Origin of the sequence: Streptomyces sedi (assembly GCF_006335015.1) — a bacterium.
Lineage (GTDB): Bacteria > Actinomycetota > Actinomycetes > Streptomycetales > Streptomycetaceae > Streptomyces > Streptomyces sedi.
In genome coordinates this window covers 55,452-78,964 of record NZ_VDGT01000016.1, presented here as the reverse complement: position 1 = coordinate 78,964, position 23,513 = coordinate 55,452, and the positions used below count along the sequence as shown (strand labels likewise).

General features: G+C 74.7%; 20 protein-coding genes. 7 read left to right on the top strand and 13 right to left on the bottom strand.

The window, feature by feature from the left end:
* Nucleotides 1–215: 215 nt before the first annotated feature.
* On the top strand, nt 216–1,667 hold the full coding sequence (locus FH715_RS20160) for a S41 family peptidase (RefSeq protein ID WP_139647343.1): 1,452 nt from the start codon (nt 216–218) through the stop codon (nt 1,665–1,667).
* Between the two features lie 112 nt (nt 1,668–1,779).
* On the opposite strand, the gene FH715_RS20155 is transcribed toward FH715_RS20160, so the two are convergent.
* On the bottom strand, nt 1,780–4,869 hold the full coding sequence (locus tag FH715_RS20155; RefSeq protein WP_139647340.1) for a CHAT domain-containing protein: 3,090 nt from the start codon (nt 4,867–4,869) through the stop codon (nt 1,780–1,782).
* A gap of 102 nt (nt 4,870–4,971) precedes the next feature.
* Between FH715_RS20155 and FH715_RS20150 the strand changes: the two genes are divergently transcribed.
* On the top strand, nt 4,972–5,433 hold the full coding sequence (locus tag FH715_RS20150) for a hypothetical protein (RefSeq protein ID WP_139647338.1): 462 nt from the start codon (nt 4,972–4,974) through the stop codon (nt 5,431–5,433).
* Nucleotides 5,434–5,446: 13 nt separating this feature from the next.
* On the opposite strand, the gene FH715_RS20145 is transcribed toward FH715_RS20150, so the two are convergent.
* Nucleotides 5,447–6,268 carry a hypothetical protein gene (locus FH715_RS20145; RefSeq protein ID WP_139647336.1) on the bottom strand — a complete coding sequence of 274 codons (822 nt, stop codon included), beginning with the start codon at nt 6,266–6,268 and terminating at the stop codon, nt 5,447–5,449.
* Nucleotides 6,269–6,327: 59 nt separating this feature from the next.
* Nucleotides 6,328–6,960, bottom strand: coding sequence for a GNAT family N-acetyltransferase (locus FH715_RS29345; RefSeq protein ID WP_281290763.1), 633 nt, complete (start codon nt 6,958–6,960; stop codon nt 6,328–6,330).
* A 169-nt stretch (nt 6,961–7,129) separates the two neighbouring features.
* Between FH715_RS29345 and sigJ the strand changes: the two genes are divergently transcribed.
* Nucleotides 7,130–8,017 carry an RNA polymerase sigma factor SigJ gene (sigJ, locus tag FH715_RS20135; protein ID WP_139647335.1) on the top strand — a complete coding sequence of 296 codons (888 nt, stop codon included), beginning with the start codon at nt 7,130–7,132 and terminating at the stop codon, nt 8,015–8,017.
* Between the two features lie 29 nt (nt 8,018–8,046).
* Here sigJ and FH715_RS20130 read toward each other — a convergent pair whose 3' ends face one another.
* The gene (locus FH715_RS20130) at nt 8,047–8,823 is read right to left on the bottom strand and encodes an SDR family oxidoreductase (protein ID WP_139647333.1); all 777 of its coding nucleotides are present in this window, start codon (nt 8,821–8,823) and stop codon (nt 8,047–8,049) included.
* 157 nt (nt 8,824–8,980) lie between these two features.
* Between FH715_RS20130 and FH715_RS20125 the strand changes: the two genes are divergently transcribed.
* Nucleotides 8,981–9,730, top strand: coding sequence for a GntR family transcriptional regulator (locus FH715_RS20125; protein ID WP_139647331.1), 750 nt, complete (start codon nt 8,981–8,983; stop codon nt 9,728–9,730).
* 510 nt (nt 9,731–10,240) lie between these two features.
* Here the strand turns inward: FH715_RS20125 and FH715_RS20120 are convergent.
* From FH715_RS20120 to FH715_RS20090, 7 genes are all read right to left on the bottom strand, one after another.
* On the bottom strand, nt 10,241–11,389 hold the full coding sequence (locus FH715_RS20120; protein WP_139647329.1) for an ROK family protein: 1,149 nt from the start codon (nt 11,387–11,389) through the stop codon (nt 10,241–10,243).
* A 73-nt stretch (nt 11,390–11,462) separates the two neighbouring features.
* Entirely contained in the window at nt 11,463–12,893 is a 1,431-nt protein-coding gene (purB, locus tag FH715_RS20115; RefSeq protein ID WP_139647327.1) for an adenylosuccinate lyase, read from the bottom strand.
* A gap of 11 nt (nt 12,894–12,904) precedes the next feature.
* Nucleotides 12,905–13,687 carry an SGNH/GDSL hydrolase family protein gene (locus FH715_RS20110; RefSeq protein ID WP_139647325.1) on the bottom strand — a complete coding sequence of 261 codons (783 nt, stop codon included), beginning with the start codon at nt 13,685–13,687 and terminating at the stop codon, nt 12,905–12,907.
* A gap of 71 nt (nt 13,688–13,758) precedes the next feature.
* On the bottom strand, nt 13,759–14,175 hold the full coding sequence (locus FH715_RS20105) for a DUF2752 domain-containing protein (protein WP_211367717.1): 417 nt from the start codon (nt 14,173–14,175) through the stop codon (nt 13,759–13,761).
* A 5-nt stretch (nt 14,176–14,180) separates the two neighbouring features.
* Nucleotides 14,181–14,573: a TM2 domain-containing protein gene (locus FH715_RS20100; protein ID WP_139647322.1), complete on the bottom strand. Its 393-nt coding sequence runs from the start codon at nt 14,571–14,573 to the stop codon at nt 14,181–14,183.
* 116 nt (nt 14,574–14,689) lie between these two features.
* Nucleotides 14,690–15,172 carry a DUF5709 domain-containing protein gene (locus tag FH715_RS20095; RefSeq protein WP_139647320.1) on the bottom strand — a complete coding sequence of 161 codons (483 nt, stop codon included), beginning with the start codon at nt 15,170–15,172 and terminating at the stop codon, nt 14,690–14,692.
* 252 nt (nt 15,173–15,424) lie between these two features.
* Complete coding sequence (locus tag FH715_RS20090) at nt 15,425–16,675, bottom strand: MFS transporter (protein WP_139647319.1); 1,251 nt, start codon at nt 16,673–16,675, stop codon at nt 15,425–15,427.
* 281 nt (nt 16,676–16,956) lie between these two features.
* Between FH715_RS20090 and FH715_RS20085 the strand changes: the two genes are divergently transcribed.
* On the top strand, nt 16,957–17,769 hold the full coding sequence (locus FH715_RS20085) for a LamG domain-containing protein (protein WP_139647317.1): 813 nt from the start codon (nt 16,957–16,959) through the stop codon (nt 17,767–17,769).
* Between the two features lie 165 nt (nt 17,770–17,934).
* Complete coding sequence (locus FH715_RS20080) at nt 17,935–19,980, top strand: glycoside hydrolase family 97 protein (RefSeq protein ID WP_170184776.1); 2,046 nt, start codon at nt 17,935–17,937, stop codon at nt 19,978–19,980.
* A gap of 24 nt (nt 19,981–20,004) precedes the next feature.
* On the opposite strand, the gene FH715_RS20075 is transcribed toward FH715_RS20080, so the two are convergent.
* On the bottom strand, nt 20,005–21,579 hold the full coding sequence (locus tag FH715_RS20075; protein WP_139647313.1) for a PepSY-associated TM helix domain-containing protein: 1,575 nt from the start codon (nt 21,577–21,579) through the stop codon (nt 20,005–20,007).
* A 151-nt stretch (nt 21,580–21,730) separates the two neighbouring features.
* Between FH715_RS20075 and FH715_RS20070 the strand changes: the two genes are divergently transcribed.
* The gene (locus tag FH715_RS20070) at nt 21,731–22,324 is read left to right on the top strand and encodes a GNAT family N-acetyltransferase (protein ID WP_246108857.1); all 594 of its coding nucleotides are present in this window, start codon (nt 21,731–21,733) and stop codon (nt 22,322–22,324) included.
* A 111-nt stretch (nt 22,325–22,435) separates the two neighbouring features.
* Here the strand turns inward: FH715_RS20070 and FH715_RS20065 are convergent, their stop codons facing one another.
* Nucleotides 22,436–23,137: a transglycosylase SLT domain-containing protein gene (locus FH715_RS20065; RefSeq protein WP_246108856.1), complete on the bottom strand. Its 702-nt coding sequence runs from the start codon at nt 23,135–23,137 to the stop codon at nt 22,436–22,438.
* Nucleotides 23,138–23,513: the final 376 nt, after the last annotated feature.

The following is a 23,513-nucleotide window of genomic DNA, read 5'->3' as shown; positions in this document are numbered from 1 at the left end:
TCCTGGTACGGGAGTCGACATACGTCACCATCGTTCCCACCGACGGCCCGGTCACCCCTGCCACGACGGGGGCCTCGGAGGCCGGAGAGCGCGGGTGGGGAAAACCCCACCCCGGGACGGTGGGCAACGCCATGGGGCCGGGCGCCTCCCGCTGGGAGAGTCATGGGCGGGCCCGGTTCCCGCGGGCCCCGACCGCACGTGAAAGGCCCCGCTCCATGGCACCCGCCCGTCTCTCCCGCCACGCCCGTCTCGCCCGTCCGAGGAACCGCGCCGCGCTGCTCGCCCTCTCCCTCGCCGTCACCACCACCGGGCTCGCGGCCTGCGCCGGCGACGCCAGGGGCGCCGACGCGGAGCCGTTCTCGCCGGACGGCGTCTGGACGACGGACGGCTACGGCACCCTCGTCGAGGTGGAGGGCGACAGGCTGCGTACCTACGACGTCACCACGCTCAGCTGCCTGCCCGGCCTGGTCACCGGGGAACGCGCCGGAGAGCCCGGCGAGGACGGCGGCGTCACCTTCGCGAGCGAGGAGACCTCGCCGATCACCGTCACCCCCGACGGTGCGAACGGCGCGCGCTGGAGCTTCGCCGACAGCGTCGGGGACCGGGCGCTCCACCGCCTGGAGGCGCTGCCGGAGAACTGCGGTGAGGAGCCGGCCGGCGATCCCGTCGAGGCGTTCGACGTCTTCTGGCAGACCTACGCCGAGCAGTACCCGTTCTTCGAGGCGCGCGGCGTCGACTGGGAGGCGGTGCGCGAGGAGTACCGGCCGCGCGTCACCGAGGAGACCACCGAGGACGAACTCTTCGCGCTCCTGCGCGAGATGATCGAGCCGCTGCACGACGCGCACACCAGCCTCGCCTCCCCTTCGGGCGACTACTACGCCGGGCACCGGGAGGACACCGAGCTGCCCGACGCCGAACTGATCCAGCGCATCGAGGAGGCCACCGCCGAGAGTGTCGGCGCCGAGCAACGGCGTTGGGCGAACGGCGCGGTCTCCTACGCCGACATGGCCGACGGCGTCGGCTACCTGCGGATCACCTCCTTCACCGGCTACACCGACGAGGACGGCTACGCCGAGGACGTGGCCGAACTCGACCGGGCGCTGGACGAGGTGTTCACCGAGGCCCGCACCGAGGGGCCCGACGCGTTGCGCGGCCTCGTTCTCGACCTGCGGTTCAACGGCGGCGGCTCCGACCGGCTCGGACTGCACGTGGCCTCCCGGCTGACCGACCGTCCCTACGTCGCCTACACCAAGCACGCGCGCAACGACCCCGACGACCCGGCCGGGCACACCCCCGACCAGGAGATCCGGGTCGAGCCGTTCGACGGTCCGACCTACGACGGGCCGGTGGCTGTGCTGACGTCCCGGCTGACCATCTCCGCCGCGGAGACCACCACCCAGTCGCTGCTGGGCCGCGAGCCGGGCGTCACCCTGGTCGGGGAGAACACCCAGGGATCGTTCTCCGACACCCTGGACCGCACCCTGCCCGGCGGTTGGAGCTTCGCGCTGCCCAACGAGGAGTTCCTGACCGAGGACGGCCGGACGTTCGACATCGCGGGCATCCCGCCGGCGGTGGCGACGCCCGTCTTCACCGACGAGGAGTTCGAGGCGCACCGCGACTCGGCGCTGACCGAGGCGCGCGCCCTGCTCGGCGGTGACGCGGGCTGACCAGTGGACCAACTGGCCAGCCGACCAGCTGACCAGTTGTGGAACAGGCCAGTGGGCCGGCTGACCACCGGTCCACTGGCCCCTCTGGTCAGCTGACCAGTTGTCCACCCGCCTAACCACCGAGGGCGAAGTGGGCGGCCCAGCGGGACGGCTCCCCCGGGGCGTCGTCGCGCAGGGCCCGCACCGCGTGGTGCAGATGCGACGCCGCGTCGGCCGTGGTGCCGGCGGCGGCCAGCGCCGTGTGGAAGTCGTCGGCGACGCGGCCCGCGTCGCCGTCGCCCACCGGCCACAGCGTGGCCACGACCTGGCGGTAGCCGGCCAGTTGGAAGGCCGAGGCGATGTGCACCGCCTCGTCGGCGAGCCGCTCCTCGCCGCCGCCGGTCCGGCAGGCCGACAGATAGGCCAGCGCCCCGTGCTCCACCCGGGCGGCGCCCAGCTCCAGCACGGTCAGCGGCGCCGCGACGTGGTCGTGCAGCAGCAGGGCGCTGAGGGACGGCGAACGGGGGTCGGTGACCGCGTGGCAGGCGAAGTGGGCCACCTCGTGCCCGGGCAGCTCCGCCAGCACGGCCTCCCGGGTGGCCGCGGGCCCGGACAGCACGGTCGCGTCCGGCGTCAGCTCCGTCAGCCGCCGAGTCTCCAGCACGGCGCCCGGCAGCTCCCGCGCGCCCGGGGCCCGCGCCACCTCGACCACCACCAGCCGCCGTCCCCCGCGCCCCCGGCCGGGCGGCCCGGACGGCAGTGCCCCGACCGTCGTGGTGTAGGAGGAGACCACCCGGTCCAGCACGGAGTCGCCCGGACGCCCCGGCACCCCCGCCGCGTGCAGCGGCAGCCCCGCCGCGACGCCGACCGGGCACCACCGCACCCGGGACGGCCCGCCCGCCGCGCCGGGCGTCGCGCCGAGCGCGTCGAGCACCGGCCGACCGACGCGTTCCCACAGCCACTCCAGGCGCCCCAGCAGCCTCGCCTCCGTCGCGCCCCCGGGACCCGGTACCGCGTGACGCGCGAAGTCCTCGGCCACGGAACGGAGTTCGTCCATCGCGCAGGCCAGGGGGACGACCCGGACCGGCGCGTCCGCGGTGAGGATCAGCGCGTCACAGCGGAACGGGCTCGGGTTGACCAGTACCACCGGGTGGTCGCCGACCCGCCGGCGCAGCTCCTCGGGCGTCGGCGGCAGCAGAAAGCCGGCCAGGCCGGGCAGCCGACGCACCCGGGTCAGCAACTCCTCCCAACGGTCCGCCCACTCCGAGTGGCGCGCGGCCTCCTCGGCCGCTGGGACCGGCGGGGCGAAGCCGTCGGCGTAGAGAGGGGCGCCGGCCCGGTCGGAGGCGTCGAGCCGTTCCCGCAGCAGGGCGAACTCCTCGGCCAGCGCCGGCTCCGCCCGCCGCAGCGCGTCCAGCTCCTCCTCGTGCCCGAGCCCCTCGCGCAGCAGCACACCCCGCGCATGCTCCAGCAACACCACCGCGCGCTCCGGCCGTTCGAGTGCCAGCGCCGCCGAGGCGGCCTCGGCCGGCAGCCCGGCGAACTCGCCCAGGCCGAACTCGCGGTCGGCACGCAGCAGTTGGCGGGGCGCGAGCCGTGGCAGCCAGCCGACGGCCCGCTCGTAGGCGGCCAGCGCCAGGTCGGGCCTCGGCGGGTCGGCCGCCATCGCCGCCCGTCCCAGCAGCCGGTGCGCCAGCACCCGCACCCGGGTCGGGGCCGCGCGCCGCGCCAGGGCGTCGCAGCACCGGCGCGTCTCGCGCAGCGACTCGGGCGTCGCCGGGACCCGCGTGAGCGCCTGGACCAGGGTGTAGAGCGCGACCGCCAAGTCCGAGCCGCCGCCCAGCGCTACCGCCTCCCGCGCCCCGTCGATCGCCTCCGCCAACGCCACCCGGTCCCCGGTGTGTTCGTGGAGGGTGCGGGCCGCGATGCTCAGATTGGTGAGCGCGGCGCTCCGCGCGCGGGGCTCCGACTCCAGCGCGACCGCCTCCCTCGCCGTCTCGACCGCCTCCACCAGCACCGGCACCTCGCCCATGCCCAGCACCTCGGGGGTCCCGCCGGGCGGGAGGCGGGGATGAAGCGTCGCCGCCAGCAGATGGAGCGCGTTGCCCAGCTCGCTCAACGTCCCCGCGCGTTGCGGATCGTCGGCCGACAGGGACGCCACCGCCGCACGGGAGGCCGCCACCGCCCGGTGCGCGGCGGCCACCTCACCGGTCCGTTTGAACAACTCCTGCTCCGCCGCGCTCAGGTTGTTGAACAGCGCGCGCCGGCGCGTGTCGTCGGCCGCGAGGCCCGCGACCGACTCGCGGCACGCCCGCACCGCCTCCCGCAGCGCCGCCAGGTCGCGGCCCGTCTCGAAGCGACCGCGCAGCACGATGCCCAACGTGGACAGGCAGGACGCCCGTTCGCCGCTCCCCGCCGGCGCCACCGAGACCGCCTCCCGCGCGCACTCCTCCGCCTCCCGCAGCGCCGACGTGCCCCCGTCGCCCGGGCCGCCATCGACGAAGTCGGCGTGCAGCGAGTTCGCCAACTCCCGCAGACAGCCCGCCCGGCCGGCGTGCCCCCCGGGGCAGAGCCGCACGGCCCGCCGCCCGCACTCCACGGCCTCCGCCAGCGCCTCCCGCTCCCCGGTGCGCACCCCCAGGGTGCGCGACGCCCTGCCCAGTTCGTGGAACGGGACCCAGCCCCACTCGGGGTCCGGCGCGCCCGCCACCGCAGAGGCCCGCCACAGCTCCACGATCTCCCGCAGCGCCGACAGCTCCCCGCTCTCCCGGTAGGCGTCGTCCAGGCAGTGCGCCAGCAGCGGCCCCGACCGCGCGTCCTCCTCGGCCGCCGCCTCCCTGGCCAGCGGCAGCAGCCGGGCCGCCAGCCCGGGACGCCACTCGGCGGTCAGCACCTCGGCCAGCAGCGCCCGCAGGTTGTGGCGGTGCCGCCGCCGGTCCGGGTGCCCGGGCGGCAGGAACATGACGATCCGCGCGTTCACCTCCAGGAGCCGCTCCAGCGGCTCCTCCTCCCCGGTCCTTCGGAACTCCCAGTGCAGCAGCACGCCCAGGTTGTTCAGGCACGCCGAGCGGTCCGGATGGTGGTAGGCCATCACGGACAGCGCCCGTTGAAACCACCGCCGAGCCGCCCGCGTCTTCCGCAGGGAGCGGCCACGGCGTGACCGACCCATCAACCACTCGGCGCGCAGAGCCAGTTGATGGTGCAGCAGCATTTCCTCATCCACCAGCGCCCCCTTCGACGGCTCCCGCCCTCGTTCGCCTTGCGTCACGCCCCCGCGCCCGGCAGGCTGGCGCCACGGCTTCCATGGTGCCCGGGAGAGAGACGGATGACCGACGAATCGGCGAAGTACCCCTGTCCGACCTGCGGTCACCGCCGCACCGCCGCCCACTGCTGGAACTGCGACGTGCCCCAGGCCGCGCGGGTCGGGGCGGTCGACCTGGTGACCGCCGTCGTGGTCGTCTCCGCGTTGCAGCCGTTCGTCAGCGCCATCGCCACCAAGGCCGGCGAGGACGTCTGGCCCAAGATCGCCAAGCTGGTCGGACGCAGGCGGCGCAAGGAGATCGAGGCCCGGATCGACACCACCGAGACGCTGGAGATCGTCGCCAACGAGGGCCGGCTGGTCGTCGAGGTCCCCACCCGGCTCCCGACCTCAGCCGCCGCCAGCCTGCGGGACGTCGTCGCCACGCTGGAACGGACCGAGGGCCGCTTCCGGGTCGGCTACGACGCGGCCACCAGCACCTGGTCCATCGCCCCGAGCGACAACGGGCAGCTCCCGCCCGGGACCTGACGCGGCGTCAGCGTCACGCCGCGGTCTGACGGGCCGTCAACCCTGCCGCCAACAGCGCCCCCAGCGCCACCCCGCACGCCAACCCCACCGGATCCGCCCACACCGCGTGCGCCCCCCACGCCAGCGCGCCCACCACCAGCGGCCCGAGCCACGCCCCCGTCCGGTGGCGCAGCGGCACCATGCTGAACCGCGTCGCCACCAGGGACAGCGCCAGCGCCGCCAGCGTCATCCCCAGAAACACCCCGCGCACCCGGTCCGCGCCCTCGTCCGCCGTCAGACAGCCGATCAGCGCGCCGGCCAGCGAGCCCGCCGCGATCAGCAGCCCCGCCACCGCCTCCGGCACCAGCACCACGCCCCGGCCCCTGCGCGCCCGCGTCGTCTGCCAGGCGCACCGCGCCAGGTCCGGCAACGTGGCCGCCCCGACATAGGCGCCGACCACCGCGCCGTACCAGCCGGCGAGCCAGCCGCCGACCAACAGGCCCACCAGCAGAGCGGGCACCGTCCCCGCGGGGAACAGCCGTACGCCGGGTGGCAGGAAGGGCTTGCGCTCCAGCGTGCCGTCCGGCCGCACATGGTCCGCGTTCCGCGCGATCCGCACCGCGGCGCCCGGCGCGACATACAGCGCCTCCAACACCCGGGCCAGAAACCGCGTCCGCACCGCCGCCGTGTCCGGCCCCGGCTGACGCACCGTCGCCATCAGCGCGGTCCCGCCCACCCGGACCATCCCCAACGTGCGGAAACCGCCCTCCGCCGGCTCGTAGGTGTACACCAGCGGCAGCAGGGTCTCCTCGTCGATGTACAGCAGCGACTTCCTGAGCTCGCCCGCAGCGCCCACCGCGCGTCCCCTCTCTCACCGGCAGCGGTCTACCCGGTGGACACGGCGCCAACCGCTCGCTACGCCGCGCCGCCCGGCAGCCGCGCCGACACCACCAGAGCGTCGTCGTCCTCCGGCGACTCCGTCCACGGTAGCCCCGTCGCGCGCAACGCCCCCAGCAACTCCGCGTCCCCGGCCCTGGCCACCGCGTACACGCCCTCCGAACGCCGCGCCACCGCCAGCGCCAGCAGCGTCTCCACCAGCGCCCCGCCGACCCCCCTGCACTGCCACGCGTCCGCCACCAGCAGCGCCACCTCGGACTCGGAGCCGTCCCACAGGACGTGCCCCAGCCCCACCAGCTCCCCGCCGTCCAGATGGGCCGCCACGCTGCGGCCGTGACGCCCGCTCAGCAGATGCCGCAGATAGCCGTCCGCCTCGCCCGCGCCGCCGGGGTAACGCCGCACCAGGTTCGCCGGCGAACAGCGCGCGTGCAGGTCCAGCGCCGCCGGCAGGTCCTCCTCGCCGACCCCTCGCACCCAGAGGCGCCCGCCGCCGGCGAGCGCCGCCTCGGTAAGCGCCGTCCCGTGCCGCGTGAGGGCCGCCTCGGCGGCCAACGCGACGCGACCGCGCACCGAGGGACATCCACCGGCGTGCCCGGGCAGCCCCAGGCGCGCGAGGTGGAGCGTCGGTCGCGGTGTGTCCCACTCATCCATATCCCGCACTCTCGTCTGTGGTTATTGCCTGGTCACGAACGAGCTGTGACCGACGGGTAAAGGCGCCTCACGCACCGACACCCCGGCACCGCGCGCCCCAGCCCGCCCCCCGGTCACGGCGAGGTGACCCGGGCGGGCGGACTCGGACACGACCTGGTGTGATGGGGCGGTGGCGGACGACACCCTTCTGGAGACGTACCAGGCGCACCGAACGTTGCTTTTCGGCGTCGCCTACCGCATGTTGGGCCGAGTCTCCGACGCCGAGGACGTGGTCCAGGAGGCGTGGCCGCGCTGGTCGGCGCGCGACCGGGGCGAGGTGCGCGACCCGCGCGCCTACCTGGTGAGAATCGTCACCCGGCTGGCACTGGACCGGATGCGGGAGCAGGAGAGGCGCCGGGAGACCTATGTCGGCCCCTGGCTGCCCGAGCCGCTGCCCACCGACTCCCTCGCCCCGACCCCCGCACCCGAGGGCGCCGACCGCGCGGTGCTCGCCGACACCGTCTCGTTCGCCGTGCTGGTGATGATGGAGTCGCTCTCCCCGCTGGAACGCGCCGTGTTCGTGCTGCGCGAGGCGTTCGGCGTCGGCTACCCGGAGATCGCCGAGGCCCTCGGCCGCGACCAGCCGGCCGTCCGCCAGCTCGCCGCCCGCGCCCGCCGGCACATGGCCGAACGCCGCCCCCGCTACACCGTCGACCCCCGCGACCAGCGTGAACTGGCCGAACGCTTCCTCGCCGCCGCCCTCGACGGTGACGTCGGCGCCCTGCTGGAGTCGCTGGCGGCCGACGTCACCCTCGTCGGCGACAGCGGCGGCCAGGCCAAGGCGCCGCGCCGCGTCATCGTCGGCGCCGACAAGGTCAGCCGCTTCCTCGCCGGCGTGGGGATCAAGGAGAGCGAGGGGCTGGTCGCCCGGTTCGCCGTGTTCAACGGCTGCCCCGCCCTCTACGCCCACACGCCGCGCGGGCCGCTGGGCGCGTTCCTGCTGGACGTGGCGGACGGGCGGGTCCGCCACGTCTATCTGGTGACCAACCCGGAGAAGCTGGGGCACCTTTCGTCGTAAGTGCCGCCCCGGGCCCCGGTGCCGGCGCCTCACATGCCCCCGGCGACCCGCAGCACCGTGCCCGACGTGTAGCTCGCCTCGGGCGACAGCAGCCAGGCCACCGCCCCCGCCACCTCCTCCGGCCGGCCCGGCCGGCCCATCGGGATCTGTGACGCCTTGCGCCACGGACGCTCCGGGTCGCCCATCGCGGCGTGCATGTCCGTCAACGTCAACCCCGGCTGCACCGAGTTGACGCGCACGCCCTCCGGCGCCAGCTCCTTGGCCAGCCCCACGGTCAACGCGTCCAGCGCCGCCTTGCTCGCCGCGTAGTGCACGTACTCGCCGGGACTGCCCAACGTGGCGGCGGCCGACGACACGTTGACGATCGCGCCGCCCCCGCCGCCGTGCCGCGTCGACATCGCCAACGCGGCGGCGCGGGCGCACCACAGCGCACCCAGCACGTTGACCTCCGTCACCCGCCGCATCACCTCGGTCGGGGTCTCCGTGATCCGGCCCAGCGGCCCGGTGATCGCCGCGTTGTTGACCAGCCCGGTCACCGGCCCCAGCGACTCGGCGGCCGTCGCGAACAGCCGTTCCACGTCCGACTCCTCGCTGACCTCCCCGGACACCACCACCGCGCGCCGCCCCACCGCCTCGACCCGCGCCGCCACCGCCTCGGCGGCCTCGATGTCGGCCCGGCAGCCGATCGCCACGTCGTGCCCCGCCTCCGCCAGCCGCACCGCGACCGCGGCGCCGATGCCGCGCCCGCCCCCCGTCACCACGGTGACCGGCGCGTCGCGCCCCTCGTTCCGCTTCCCGTTTGTCATCCCCGCAGCGTAGAACAGGCGCGGGACTTGGTCTTGACCAAGGCAGGGAGCGACCCTAAAGTCCAGTTACGCAACAACCTTTCATAATCACCGCGTTCCGCGACGATCCCGGGCGCCCGTGCGGGGCGCCGGCCGGTGCGCGGCAGGGGAGGCGAGGGTGGGGACCACCACTGGACGGACCGCGTCCCGGCCGGGCACGTCACCGGCCGAACCCAAGTACTGGCAGCTGAGGACCGCGCTGACCGACGCCCTGGACGCCGAGTTCAGCGTCGGGCAGGTGCTGCCCGACGAGCGCACGCTGGCCGCCAGGTTCGGGGTCGCGCGCGCCACCCTGCGGCAGGCCCTCGACCAACTGGAGCTGGAGGGCCGCCTCCAGCGACGGCGCGGCGTGGGCACCACGGTCGCGCCGCCACGTGTCGGCGTCGACGTCAGCCCCGCCGGGCAGACCTGGCCCGGCGCCGAGGACGACCCCTGGACGGTCACCGGCCTGACCGCGGTGGGCGCGCCGCCGGCGGTGGCGCGGGCGCTCGACGTGCCGCGCGGGACGCCGCTGTCGCTGGTCGGGCGGGTGCTGGTCGCCGCCGGCCAGCCCGTGGCGATCGAGCGGCTCTACGCGCCGCCCGGGCCCCGCCCGGCCGCGGGCGCCGACGAGGTGCTGGCCGCGCTGCGCGACCAGCCGCTGGAAGGGCAGGACCGGTCGGTCGAGTTGGGCTCGGCCGACGCGGAGCAGTCCAGGGGACTGGACCGGCTGCCGGGCTCCCCGGTGCTGCTGGTCACCACCCGCTACACGGCCGCCGGCCAGGTCGCGGCGGTCTCCCTCGCCACGTACCGGGCGGACACCTGCCGCCTCACGTTCGCCCTCGCGGGGAGCGCTGCCGCGCCGGTCCGGGTGGGGCATCGTCCCTGAGGTGGGGGGTGGGTGGTAGCCGACTGCGGAGCTTCGTGGCTGGGTGGGTTGTCGTCTTTGCCCCGGTGGTGGGTTTCTCGCGCAGTTCCCCGCGCCCCTGCACTGCCGTGGGCGGCTTGTTTGGGGGCGTGGGGAGCTGCGCGAATGCTGGGTGGCGGGTGGCAGTCGACTACGGTGCCGCACCGGCGAGGTGGGTTGTCGGCGTGAGCCCGGTGTGTGGTTGCTCGCGCAGTTCCCCGCGCCCCTGGTTTGGGCTGGCGTGGTGGGTTGGGTGCGGGTTCACCTGTGGCCGGTGACGGCCTGCTTGGGGGCGCGGGGAACTGCGCGGTGCATGGATGGCGGGGGTTGGTCGACTAGGGAGCTTCGTGGCTGGGTGGGTTGTCGTCTTTGCCCCGGTGGTGGGTTTCTCGCGCAGTTCCCCGCGCCCCCGGGCTCGTGTGGGCGGGGCGCGGTCGACTACGGTGCCGCACCGGCGAGGTGGGTGGTCGGCGCTCCGCCGCCTCCGTGCGCTCAGCCGGTCTCCGTCACCGTGAACAGTTCCGCCTCCAGGTGGTCGAGGGCCAGCCGCACCGCCCCCGTCGCCACCGCACCGCCGCCCAGCGCGGACGCCACCACGCGCGGCGCCCGCAGGCAGTAGCGTTCCAACTCGCGGTGCAGCGGCTCCACCACCCGTTCCAGCCCGGCGGCCCAGCCGCCGACCACCACCAGCTCCGGGTCCAGCGCCAGCACCAGCGCCGCCACGTCGTGGGTCAGCCGCTCAACGAACCGCGCCACCGCGTCCTCCGCGCGCGGGTCGCCGGCCCGCGCCGCCGCCAGCACCCGCGTCACGGCCCGCTCGTCCAGCGGGTCGACGGGCGTGCCGGCCGTCGACAGCAGCCGTTCCGGCGTGGCCTGCCGGCCCAGCAGATGGAGCGCCCCGATCTCGCCGGCCGCGCCCCCGTGCCCCCGGTGCAGCCGCCCGCCGATCAGCGACCCCGCGCCGGGGCTCAGCCCGGCCAGCACCATCACCACGTCGTCGGCCCCGGCCGCCGCGCCGACCCAACGCTCGCCGAGGACCGCCGCGTTGGCGTCGTTCTCCACCAGCACCGGCACCCGGAACAGCTCGCGCAGCCGCTCGCCCAGCGGGAGCCCGGTCCAGCCGGGCAACGCCGTGCACAGCGCGACCGAGCCGTCCTGGCCGATGATGCCCGGGGTGCCCACGCCGACCGCGCGCAGCGCGGAGACGGTCACGCCCAGGTCGCCCAGGAGTGCCCTGGCGGTGTGCGCGAGCCGCTCCAGCCGCTGCGCCGCCGGCGCCTCGGTGTCCACGGCGCGGGTCGCCTCGCCCTGCCGCCGGCCGGCGAGGTCGGCCAGCACCGCCGTGACCCGCCGGCTGCCGACCTCCACGCCCAGCAGCCGTCCGGCCTCGGCGCGGAACCGGTAGCGCCGCGCCGGCCGGCCTCGCCGCGCGCCCTCCGCGCCGTCGCCCTCCGCCTCGGCGACCAGGCCGGTCGACGCCAGGCCGTCCAGCACGCCCTCGACCGTCGGCCGCGACAGCCCCGTGGTGGCGGCGAGGTCCGTCAGCGAGCAGCCGCGGCCCGCCGCGCGCAGCGCGCGCAGCACCGCCGCCTGGTTGATCTTCCGCAGCAACGAGGGGTCGCCGCCCATGAGTTGGCCCACCGTGTCTCCCTGCCACGCCGCCTGACCCGCTCCGTGCCGCCGCCCCCCTGCCGGCCCTGCCCCGCGCGCGACCTCAGAGAATCGCGCCCGGGGCGTACCCGGCGGCCTCCGGGTAGCGCTTGACGACCTCGTCGACTCGCGCCACCACGGCGGCCACCTGGCCGTGCGCGGCTCCCGTGAAGGAGAGCCGGTCGGCCATCAGCTCCTCGATCGCCGGCCGGTCCAGCGGAACGCGTTCGTCCGCCGCGAGCCGGTCCAGCAGTTCGTTCCGCTCCGCACCCTCCCGCATTCGCAGCGCGGACGCCACCGCGTGTTCCTTGATCGCCTCGTGCGCGCTCTCCCGCCCGACACCGGCCCTCACCGCGGCCATCAGCACCTTGGTGGTGGCCAGGAACGGCAGATAGCGGTCCAACTCGCGGGCGACGACCGGCGGGAAGACCCCGAACTCGTCGAGCACCGTCAGCATCGTCTCGACCAGGCCGTCGAAGGCGAAGAACGCGTCGGGAAGCGCCACCCTGCGCACCACGGAGCAGGAGACGTCCCCCTCGTTCCACTGGTCGCCCGCCAGCTCGCCGGTCATCGAGGCATAGCCGCGCAGCACCACGGCGAGTCCGTTGACCCGCTCGCAGGAGCGGGTGTTCATCTTGTGCGGCATCGCCGAGGAGCCCACCTGCCCGGGCTGGAAGCCCTCGGTGACCAGCTCCTGCCCGGCCATCAGCCGGATGGTCTTGGCCAACGAGGAGGGCGCGCCCGCGAGTTGGACCAGCGCGCTGACCACCTCGTAGTCCAGGGAACGGGGGTAGACCTGTCCGACCGAGCCCAGGACCTGGGTGAAGCCGAGGTGCCCGGCGACCCGCCCCTCCAGCTCGGCGAGCCGGTGCTCGTCGCCGCCCAGCAGGTCCAGCATGTCCTGCGAGGTGCCGACCGGGCCCTTCACCCCGCGCAGCGGGTAGCGGGCCAGCAGCTCCTCCAGCCGGCCGAAGGCCACCAGCAGCTCGTCGGCGGCGGTGGCGAACCGCTTGCCCAACGTCGTCGCCTGCGCCGGCACGTTGTGCGAACGCCCCGCCATCACCAGCCCCGCGTGCTCACCCGCCAGCCGGCCGAGCCGGGCGAGCAGGGCCACCGTGCGGTCCCGCACCAGCTCCAGGGAGAGCCGCTGCTGCAACTGCTCGACGTTCTCCGTCAGGTCGCGCGAGGTCATGCCCTTGTGGATCTGCTCGTGCCCGGCGAGCGCGTTGAACTCCTCGATCCGCGCCTTCACGTCGTGCCGGGTGACCCGCTCGCGCTCCGCGATGGAGGCGAGGTCGACCGACTCCAGCACCCGCCGGTAGTCGTCGACCGCGCCGGCCGGCACCTCCACGCCCAGGTCGGTCAGGGCCGTCAGCACCGCCAGCCACAGCCGGCGCTCCAGCACGATCTTGTTCTCGGGGGACCAGAGCCGGGCCAGCTCCACCGAGGCGTAGCGGCCGGCCAGGACGTTCGGAATGCGCGGCTTGTCAGTCACAAGGCCGGATTCTACGGCCCCTTCTCCCAGGCCACGGGCGCCAGGTCCGGGCGCTTGGCGGGGCGGCCGTCGCCGGAGGAACGCCCGGTCAGCCGGCGGCCGATCCACGGCAGCAGGTACTGCCTGGCGAACCGCGCGTCCGCCGCGCGCCGCGCGTACCAGCGGCCGGGCGCGGTCGCCGGCAGCGGCTCGTCCCAGTCGAACGCGGCCTCGCCGCCCAGCCGTTCCCAGACGGCCTCGGCGATCCTGCGGTGCCCCTCGGTGGTCAGGTGGAGCCGGTCGTCGGCCCACATCCGGGGGTCGCCGAGCGACTTCGCCGCGTAGAGGTCGACGACGAGCGCGCCGTGCCGCTCGGCGATCTCGTCGATCGCGGCGAAGAGGGCCTCCATCCGGCCCCGGTAGCGGTCGAGCACCGGCCCCTGCCGACCGGGACTGCGCATCAGCACCAACTGCCGGCAGTTCGGCGCGAGTCGCCCCGCCGCCTGGTCCAGCAACCCGCAGATCTCGTCGATGTCGCAGCGCGGGCGCAGCACGTCGTTGAGGCCGCCGACGAGGGTGACCAGATCGGCGTCCATGGCGGCGGCGACGGGTACCTGGTCCTCGGCGATCTGGCGCATCAGCTTGCCGCGCACCGCGAGGTTGGCGTAGCGGAAGTCGGAGCGCTGCTCGCCGAGCCGCTGGGCCAACAGGTCGGCCCAGCCCCGGTAGCCCCCGTCGGGCAGGGCGTCGGACATGCCCTCGGTGAACGAGTCGCCCAGGGCGACCAGACTGCGGAACTCTGCGATCTCGTGCATGGCGCCGTCCATGCTAACGAGTACGGCACGCGCGCGCCGCCCCGCCCGGTCGCGCCCGGGGCACCGCCGGGTCATCCCAGCAGGTTGCGCGCCACCATCCAGACGCCGGCCACGGCCAGCACCACGGCGGTGGCCGCCGGCGTGAACCGGGGCCGGTACCGTTCGCCGCGCAGCCCGGCGGCCAGCCAGCGCCAGGAGAGGAAGAGGGCCAGCGGAACGCCCAGGAGCAGCAGCACCGGGTTGGCCGCGAACGCCCCCGCCGGGTCGAGGTGCAGCAGGTCGTAGGACATCCGGGTCGCGCCGCAGGCGGGGCAGTCCAGGCCGGTGGCCCAGTTGACCGGGCAGCGGGGGAGGAGGCCGCCGCCCCCGTACGGGTCGGTGCGCCACAGGTAGAGGGCGCCGAGGACGCCGAGGGCCAACGCGGCGAGCGGTGGCGCGGCGGGGGGGATCCCGCGCGCCACCGCTTCGGTCCGCCGTGCGCGGTCCACGGAGGTCAGTTCTTCAGGATCCGGCCGTCACCGTCGGTGCGGTCGTCCTTGACGAGGAAGAGGATGCCGTCGATCAGCGCCCAGATGCCGAAGCCACCGCAGGTGAGCAGCTGCGCGATGGCCATGCCGGCGTGCCCGGTGTACCAGCGGCCGGCGCCGACGCCGCCCAGCAGGATCTGGAGCACACCCGCGACGATCTTGGACTTGTGGGAGTACGGGCGGCCGTAGGGGTCGTACCCGTAGGGCGCGTTGGGGTCCGCGCCGTAGCCGGGCTGGCCGCCGTAGCCGCCCGCGTAGCCGCCGGGCGGCTGCTGCGGGTAGCCGTAGCCGGGCTGGCCGCCCGGCGGTGGCGGGGGCTGCTGCGGATTGGGCTGCTGGTAGGGATTCTGGTCGGACATGTCCCCCCAAAGGGCGATGAGCGGTTGAGATTTGGGAACGGCCGCCAGTGGAGAACGCGGCCAGGCGACATACTGCCAAACAACCGGATCATCGGGTAACGCGCCGGGTGCCTTCCTCACTCTCCAGACTCCTCGGGCGCCCCTTCCGGTTCCGTCAGGTGCATCGCCGCCTCCTCGGCGGTCGCGGCGCCGCCGTCGATCCCCTCGTCCTCCGCCGCGACCGGGTCCGGCCGCAGCGTCGCCTCGTCGCTCGCCCGCACCAGCCGGCCGGCGCGTGCGTCGCCGACCTGGTCGCGGTCCAGCGGCTCGCCCTCGCTGCCCGGCAGGTCGCCGACGCCGTCGCCCTCCCGGGGCTGGACGTCGGGCGTCTCCTCGGTCAGCCGCTGGTCGAGGCTGGGCCCCTCGCGCTGGCCGCGCGCCGTGGTGCCCGGGTCGTCGACGGCCAGGGGCTTCTCCGGCGGGGAGTAGCCCTCGTCGAGGGTGGCGTCCTCGTCGTAGCCGTCGAGGCTGTTCTCCAGGTCCAGCTCGTAGGGGTCGTCCCTGGTCTCCGACGTGGTCGGCTGGTAGACCTCGTCGCCCATCGCGGCGTCGTCACTCATCTCCAGCCCTCCCTTCTGCTCCGCTCCGGCTTCCCCGGGGCCGCCGGGACAAAACGCCCGTTCGAGGGGCGAAACGGTGCCGCGCGCGGAGGTGGGGGGAGGTGAGGGAGTGTCTGGCGAGAACTGTGCCCCTCCTCCACCGTTGGGTCACCCGCCGACCCCGCTGTCAACGAGCTGTGTGCCGAGGTCGTCGACGCGTCCGGGCCCGCGCCGGCGCGCGGACGGCGCGTGCGGACGGCGCGGCCCCTTGGGTCAGCCGATCTGCCGCTGGCGGCCGGCCAGCGCCCCCGCCGCCATCTGCGGCACCATCAGCAGCGCCAGGAAGGCCAACGGCAGCCGCCACCCGCCGTCCACGTCGTAGAGCACCCCGACCAGCAGGGGGCCGGGGATCGACAGCAGATAGCCCATGCCCTGGGCGAACGCGGAGAGGCGGACGACGGTCCCGCCGTCCCTGCCGCGCAGCGCGATCATCGTGAGGGCCAGCGGGAACGCGCAGTTGGAGACGCCCAACAGCCCCGCCCACAGCCACGGCACCGTCGCCGGCGCCGCCCACAGCCCCGCGTACCCGGCGAGCCCGAAGAAGCCGAGCGCCACCGCGATGCCGCCCTGCCCGCCGGGCAGCCGCCCGACGACCGCGCCCAGCGCGAAGGAGAGCGGGATGCCCAGCACCGAGGTGAGCGCGAAGAGCAGCCCCGCGGCCTCGGCGGAGAGCCCGGCGTCCCGGAAGACCTGCGGCAGCCAGCCGATCACCACATAGGCGGCGGTCGCCTGGAGCCCGAAGTAGACCGCCAGCGCCCAGGCCGTCGGGTTCCTGGTGAGCCGCGCGGCGCCGGCCGCGGCGGAGGGGCCGGGCCCGGCGACGGGCGCTGCGGCCGGCGCCGCGGACCCCGCGCGCGCCAGGGCCAGCCAGGGCAGCACCGCGACGCCCGCCAGCAGCGCCCAGGCGCCCACCCCCACCCGCCAGTCGCCGAACCGGTCGGCCAGCGGAACGGTCACGGCCGCCGCCGTCGAGGCGCCCAGGTTGAGCGCCATCGCGTAGTAGCCGGTCATCGCGCCGACCCGGTCGGGGAAGCGTTCCTTGACCACCACAGGCATCAACACGTTGACCAGCGCGATCCCCGCCAGCGCCAGGGTGCTGAGGGCGATGAAGGTGCCCGCGTTCCCGGCCAGCGGGCGCAGTGCGAGGCCCGCCGTCAGCACCACCATGCCCAGCAGCACCACCGGGTCCGGGCCGTGCCGCCGCGCCAGCGGGGGAGCGGCGAACCCGACGAGGGCGAAGCAGGCCGCCGGCATGGAGGTCAGCAGCCCGGCGACCGGGGCGCTCATGCCCAGCCCCGCCCTGGCCTCCTCCAGCACCGGCCCGAGGCTGGTGACGGCGGGACGCAGGTTGGCCGCCGCCAGCAGCAGCGCCGGCACCGCCAGCCGCCGGGCCCACACCAGGGCCCTCGACGGTGTGCGCCGCGCCCCGGCGCGGTCGGTGGTCACGGCGTCCCGGGAGGTCATCCTCCCATCGTAGGACGACCGTTCGACCCGGGGCGGCGACTCTCGGTGTATGACGGCCCGTCGAACGCCGGATGGCAGCCGGACGGTCGAACGTCTGTCGAACGTGAAGGTTTCCTCGCCTTCTGTTGACCAGGGCGTGACCCGGGGTGATGGTGTGGGCGACTGTCGTGGTTCTCCGGCGGTGGGAGCCGGCACCCCGTGCCGAGGCCAGGGAACGGCCGCAGCGCATCGTGCGCCACCCCACGTCCTTCGCACCGCACGCACGGAAAGGCCGAAGAGCCATGACGCACACGCGACGACGCTTCCTCACCGCCGGCGGCGCCGGCCTGGCCGCGGCAGCCGTCGGCTGGCCGCGCCCGGCCGCCGCGGCCAGGCCCGCCGCCTGGGAGACGGTGATCGGCGACTCGTTCGCCGACTACGCGACGCTGGAAAGCTCCTGGAACTACCTCTACCCCTGGGGCTCGGACCACAACGGCACCGCCCGCATGTACGGCGGCCCCACCGACCACAACCATGTCTCCCTCGACGGGGGAACGTTGACGCTGCGCGCCACCCGCATCGACTGGGACGAGGGCAACAGCTCGGCCGACCCCCATCTGCCCATCCGCTACCACTCGGGCGCGATCCACGCCCGTCAACACGTCGTGGTGGGCCCCCAGTTCCCCGAGTGGGAGGTCAAGGGCAGCTTCCGGGCGCCGTCCGTCCCCGGCACCTGGCCCGCGTTCTGGCTGACCGGCGTCAACAGCTGGCCGCCGGAGAGCGACATCCTGGAGTACAAGGGGGACGCCCGCAACTGGTTCAACACCTACCGGAACGCCTCCGGCGGCTGGTCCAACACCCTTGTCGACGTCGCCGACCCCGGCGCCTGGCACAGCTACCGCGCCTGGATCGCCCAGGTCAGCGCCACCGACGTGGACATCCACTACTACCTGGACGACAACTGGGTGGGCCAGCACCGGGGCGCCGGCTTCGTCGACCAGCCGCTGTGGATCATCGTCAACCTCCAGATGGAGGGCTCCTCGGGCTCCTCGGGACCGACCACGGACACCCTCTACCACGCGAGGGATCTCTACGTCGGCCGCTCCCGCGCGTAGCCCCGCCGGGCGGGTTTTCGGGGAGCGACCGCCCGCCACTTCGGCGCGGCCCGGTTGTTCGTCTGCTCCCCGTCACGCACGACCATTGTCAGGCGGGCGACCACGGCGACAGGATGTGCTCAGTTCTGTTCGTCCGTGTTGGACTTGTTCGCAATGGAGCGTGAAGTGAACAGCAAGCCGAACCGCCGTACGGTTCTGGGCGCCACCGTGGGGGCGGCGCTGGTCGGGGCCGTCGCCACGGCCCCGGCCGCAGCCGCGGCCGGCGCGGGCGCCGCCTCCCGTGGCGTCACGATCCGCGCGCCGCGCGGCCCCCTGCGGGTGACCGTCCACCTCGTGGACGGGCGTCTGCGCTACGAGGTCACGCGCCGGGGCGAGACCCTGGTCGCCTCCTCGGGGCTCGGCCTGGACCTGGCCGAACGCCCCTCCCTCACCGAGGGGTTGGAGATCGAATCCGTCGAACGCGCCACCGTGGACGAGACCTGGCGCCCCGTCTGGGGCCCGGACGCGACCGTGCGCAACCACGCCAGCGAGTGCGTGGTGCGCACCGTCCAACCCGCGACCGGCACCCGACTTGACGTGGTCTTCCGCGTCTTCGAGGACGGGGTCGGCTTCCGCTACCGGCTGCCCGCCCAGGAGGGGCTCGACCGCTACACCGTCACCGCCGAACGCACCGAGTTCGCGCTGCCCGCCGACGCGACCAGCTGGTCGCTGGCGGCCGGCACCGACTGGAACGCCGACGAACGCCACTACCGCCGCGCGCCGCTCGGCGAGGTGGCCACGGCCCAGACCCCGTTGACGCTGGCCACCGCCCGGGGCACGCACGTGGTGGTGCACGAGGCGGCGCTGGTGGACTACCCGAGCATGACCCTGGCGGCGACCGGCGACGACCGGCCCGGTGCCCTGGCCAGCGAGCTGATCAGCCTCCCCGACGGCAACAAGGCCCATCTGGAGGGCGCGTTCTCCACCCCCTGGCGCACCCTGACCATCGGTGACCGCGCGGGGGACCTCGCCGAGTCGCACCTGATCGAGAACCTCAACGAGCCGTGCGCGCTCGACGACACCTCCTGGATCACCGCGGGCACCTATGTCGGCGTCTGGTGGGAGTTGCAGCGTCGCGACACCACCTGGACCGAGGGGCCGCGCCACGGCGCGACCACCGCGCGCGTCAAGGAGTACATCGACCTGGCCCGCGAGGCCGGCGCCAGCCACGTGCTGGCCGAGGGCTGGAACACCAACGCCGGTGGAGAATGGACCGGCCAGGACTTTCTCACGCCGAGGGACGACTTCGACCTGCCCGAGGTGCTGCGCTACGCCGAGGCCAACGGCGTCCGCTTCGTCGCGCACAACGAGACACGCGGCTTCGTCGACTACTACGAGGAGCACCTGGACACCATCTTCGGCCGCTACGCCGAACTGGGCATCGACGCGATCAAGACCGGCTACGCCACCAGGTTCGAGCTGGGCGGGGTCAACCGCAGCCACTACGACCAGGAGGCCGTCCGCCACTACCAGCGCGTCATCGACGCGGCGGCCCGCCACCGCATCATGATCAACGCGCACGAGGCCATCAAGCCGACCGGGCTGGCCCGCACCCACCCGCACATGATGACCGGCGAGGGCGTCGCCGGGATGGAACAGCACAACTACATGGGCAAGGACGGCAACCCGCCCGAGCAGGCCACCATCCTGCCGTTCACCCGCTTCATGGGCGGCCCCGCCGACTACACCCCCGGCGTGCTGAACGTGACCTGGGACCCGGCCGGCCTCGGCACCCGGGTGCAGACCACCTCGGCCGCCCAACTCGCCCTCTACACCGTCTTCTTCAGCCCGCTCCAGATGCTGGCCGACACCCCGGAGAACTACCGCGCCCACCCCGGGTTCGCCTATCTCACGGACATGCCGGCCAGTTGGGACGAGACCAGGTTCCTGGACTGCGAGATCGGCGACCACACCGTCGCCGCACGCCGGAAGGGCGACCTCTGGTACCTCGGGGCGATCACCGACGAGCACGACCGGACGCTGCGGGTGCCGCTGCGCTTCCTGGGCCGGGGCCGCTACGCCGCCGAGATCTACCAGGACGCCGCCGAGACGACCTGGCGGGAGAACCCCCTCCCGATCGACATCCGCACCGAGACGGTGCGGGCCTCCACCACGCTCAGGCTGCGCCTGGTCGCCGGCGGAGGCACCGCGATCCGCTTCCGTCCGCTCTGAGCCGCGGGGGCGGAGCCGCGACCCTCACGCCTCGGCGTCGGCCGGCTCCGCCTTCCCGGCGGGCGGGGAGCTCCGCGCGTTCCGCCTCCGGTGCAGCACGCCCAGCACGGCGTCGAGCACCAGGAACGCCAGCAGCGACAGCCCGAACAGCGGCAGATACCACCCCAGCAGCGCCGCCCCCGCCACCAGCGGCACCAGCACCGCCCACGGCGCGCGCCGCCACGCGCCACGGCGCGGCGGGCGGCCCCACGCCGACCCGCCCCGGGTGGGCCGCCGTTGCCACCACATCCGGTAGCCCAGCACGACCAGCGTCATCAACGCGCCCGCCACCGCGATCAGCAGCAGCTGGTTGGGCAGCCCGAAGAGCAGCCCCATGTGCCCGTCGACGCCCCAGCGGGCCAGCTTGGCGGCGACCGAGAAGTCGCCGAAGCGCACCGTGTCCGTCACCTCGCCGCTGGTCGGGTCGACGGCGACGGCGTCGACCTGGGTGGGCCACTCCGCCTGGATCTCCTTCACGGCGAAGGCCCCGCCGGGCTCGGTCGGGTAGACCACCTCGACGGGTTCGCGCAGCCCCGCGCCCCGCGCGCTCTCCAGCGCCTGCCCCGCGGTGACGACCGGCTCGCCGTCCTCCCCGGCCTCGGCGCCGTGCCCCTCGTGCCCCTCGTGCCCCTCGTGTTCCGAATGCTCGCCGTGCTCGCCGTGTTCGCCGTGCTCCGCGTGGTCGTCGTCCCTCTCGCCGTCCGCCCGTCCGCCGTGGGTGGAGTGCCCGCCGCCCTCGCCGCCGCCAGGCGGCGAGGTGTCGGGGGCCGGCGTCTGCCAGGACAGCTGCTCGCGCAGCTCGGTGATGTTGGCGCCCGCGTGCTGCGACCAGGTCAGCCCGGTGAGGGAGAGAAAGCAGAGAAAGAGCGCGGCGCCCAGCCCGATCGTGCCGTGCCACCTCAGCGTCCGCCGCCTGCCGGTGAGTCCGCGTGCGGGCAGCGGCGTCCGCCGCACCCGGCCGCGGGTGCGCCGCCGGCCGATCCACAGCACCACGCCGCCCAGCGCGATCACGGCCAGCCAGCTGGCGGCCAGTTCGCTGTAGTGCCGGCCGAAGTCGCCCAGGTGCAGACTGCGGTGCAGCTCGTCGATCCACCAGCGGAACGGCAGCGCGCCGGACGAGCCGTACGCCTCCAGGTCGCCCCTGACCTCCGCCGTGTACGGGTCCACGAAGACCGCCAGCCGGTGGCTGGGCCCGAGATCCGGCTGGTCCAGCAGGACGCGCGTCGTCGCCCCCGGCTCGGCGGCCGGGCGCACCCCGTTGAGTGTCCCCTCGGGGTACTCGGCGCGGGCGGCGGCGATCTGCTCGTCCAGCGGCAGATGGGCCTCGCCGACGGGGACGCTCAGTTCATGGTCGTAGACGTACTTCTCGATCTGGATCGAGGCGGCGTAGAGCATCCCGGAGAACGCCGCGACCAGCAGGAACGGACCCACCAGCAGCCCGGCGTAGAAGTGCAGCCGCAGCACCAGCGGACGCGCCGACGTCCGCCGTTCCTCTCGCGCCGGGGGCGCCTCACCCTCGGGCCCGCCCTCGTGCTCCCGCGTACGCGGCGCTGTCGCCATCACGCACCACCTGCCGTTCGGAGGACCGGCCGACGTTCGACCGCCTCGCCCTAGTAGTCGGGCGCGACCCCGGGGGCGTTCCCGAGAGATGCGACGCGATGTGCTTGGGTGGACGGCGCGCCGCACCGTGGCGCGTCGTGAGGGGGCAGTGGTGGAGGCGAGGGGCGACGGCGGCACCGGTCTGAACGTGCTCCGGGTCGACGGGGCGGAACTGCTGCGGTGGCGCGCCGGGGTGCGACGGGTCTACGCCGCGGCGTTCACCGGGCCGCCGTGGAACGAGGACGAGTCGAGGGCCGACGCGTTCGTGCGGCGCCTCCCGGACGAGGTGCGCAGGCCCGGCTTCGTCGCCGCGCTGGCCCGTGACGGCGAGCGGGTGCTGGGGTTCGCGACGGCGGTGACGACACCGGAGGTCTTTCCCGAGGACCGTTCCTACGGCAAGGCCGCCGCGACACTGGGAGCCGCGCGCACCAGGGCTTTGCTGTGCGGCGGCCGTGAGGTGAACGACCTGGCGGTCGATCCGGCGGCGGGCGGTCGGGGCGTCGGCAGGGCGCTGCTGGCGGCCATGACCCGGGACGCGCCCATGGGCCGCTGCTGGCTGCTGACCCATCTCGTCGCAGAACCGGCCCGCGCCTTCTACCGCCGTCTCGGCTGGGTCGAGGTGGCGCCGCCCCACGCCTCGGAGGAGACCGACGTCGTCGTCTTCCTCGCCCCCACGCACCCCGGGCGTGACTCCGTCACCGGCTGAACCGGCTGAACGGGCCGCCCCCGCGCGAAAGCGACCCGGCCCGCCCCGCGCGGTTGCGGGGCGGGCCGGGCCGGGGTGCCCGCCGAGGGGGAGCGGCGGGCGGGGGGATGGTCAGTAGGCGCCGTTGACGTTGTCCATCGACCCGTAGCGGTCGGCCGCGTAGTTGCAGGCCGCCACGATGTTGGCCACCGGGTCGTACTGGTCGTAGGCGGTGCCCTCGACGTGGTAGGCGTCGAAGGTGGGCTTGATCACCTGGAGCAGGCCCTTGGACGGCACGCCGTTCTGGGCGTTGATGTCCCAGTTGTTGATGGCGTTCGGGTCGCCGCTGGACTCGCGGATGATGTTGCGGTGGATACCCTCGTAGGAGCCCGGGATGTCGTGGTCGTCCATGATGTCCATGGCCTCGCGTATCCAGCCGTCGAGGTTGTCCGGGTAGGTCTCCTCGGCGGGCGCGGCGACGTTCGCGGCCTCGTCGCCGCCGTTGTCGTCGCCGTTCTTCTCCTCGTCCTCGGCCGCGGGTTCCGCGTCCTCACGCTGCTCGTCCTCCTCCGCGTCCGCCGCGTCCTCGGCGGCGGTGGCCTTCCGGGGCTGGGCGTCGGGGCGGAGGTCCAGGACGGACGGCCGGCCGGCGAGGACGTCGCGCGGCGAGCCGGAGTCGGTCGTGGCCTGGGCGAGCGTGAAGGCCACGGGGGAGTCGGTCGGGGTGGCGGTCGGCGCGGGTGCGGTGCGCGTCTCGGGGGAGTCGCCGGCCGCGTTGCCCGGTACGAGCGAGACGGCCATGGCCGCGGCGCCGGCGGCGACGACACCGGCCACCGAAACCTTGCGGTTCCGGGACCAGCGGGGGCCAGGGGTGCTGTGTGCGAACAATGTGGTCGTTCCTCGTTGGAAGTGGGGGTAAATCCCGCGATTGCGGACGACGGCCAGTCTTAGCGCGGCCCCCTGAGCCGGGCAAAGACCCCCACTACGACCCCGGCCCGTAGTCGCCGCCGCCCCGACCCCCGCGCGCCGCCGGAGCCCGGGCGCGCCGCACCGCTACCCCGCCTCGTAGGGGACCTTCGTCCTATGTCTGGCATCACAGCGCGCGGGCCGGGGAATCACTCGACGTGACCGCTCGGTGGCCGTCATCGGAGGGTCGGCGCGCCTCGGCCGCACGGGCGGGGCGTGAATCGTGCCGAGCTGGAAATGATTA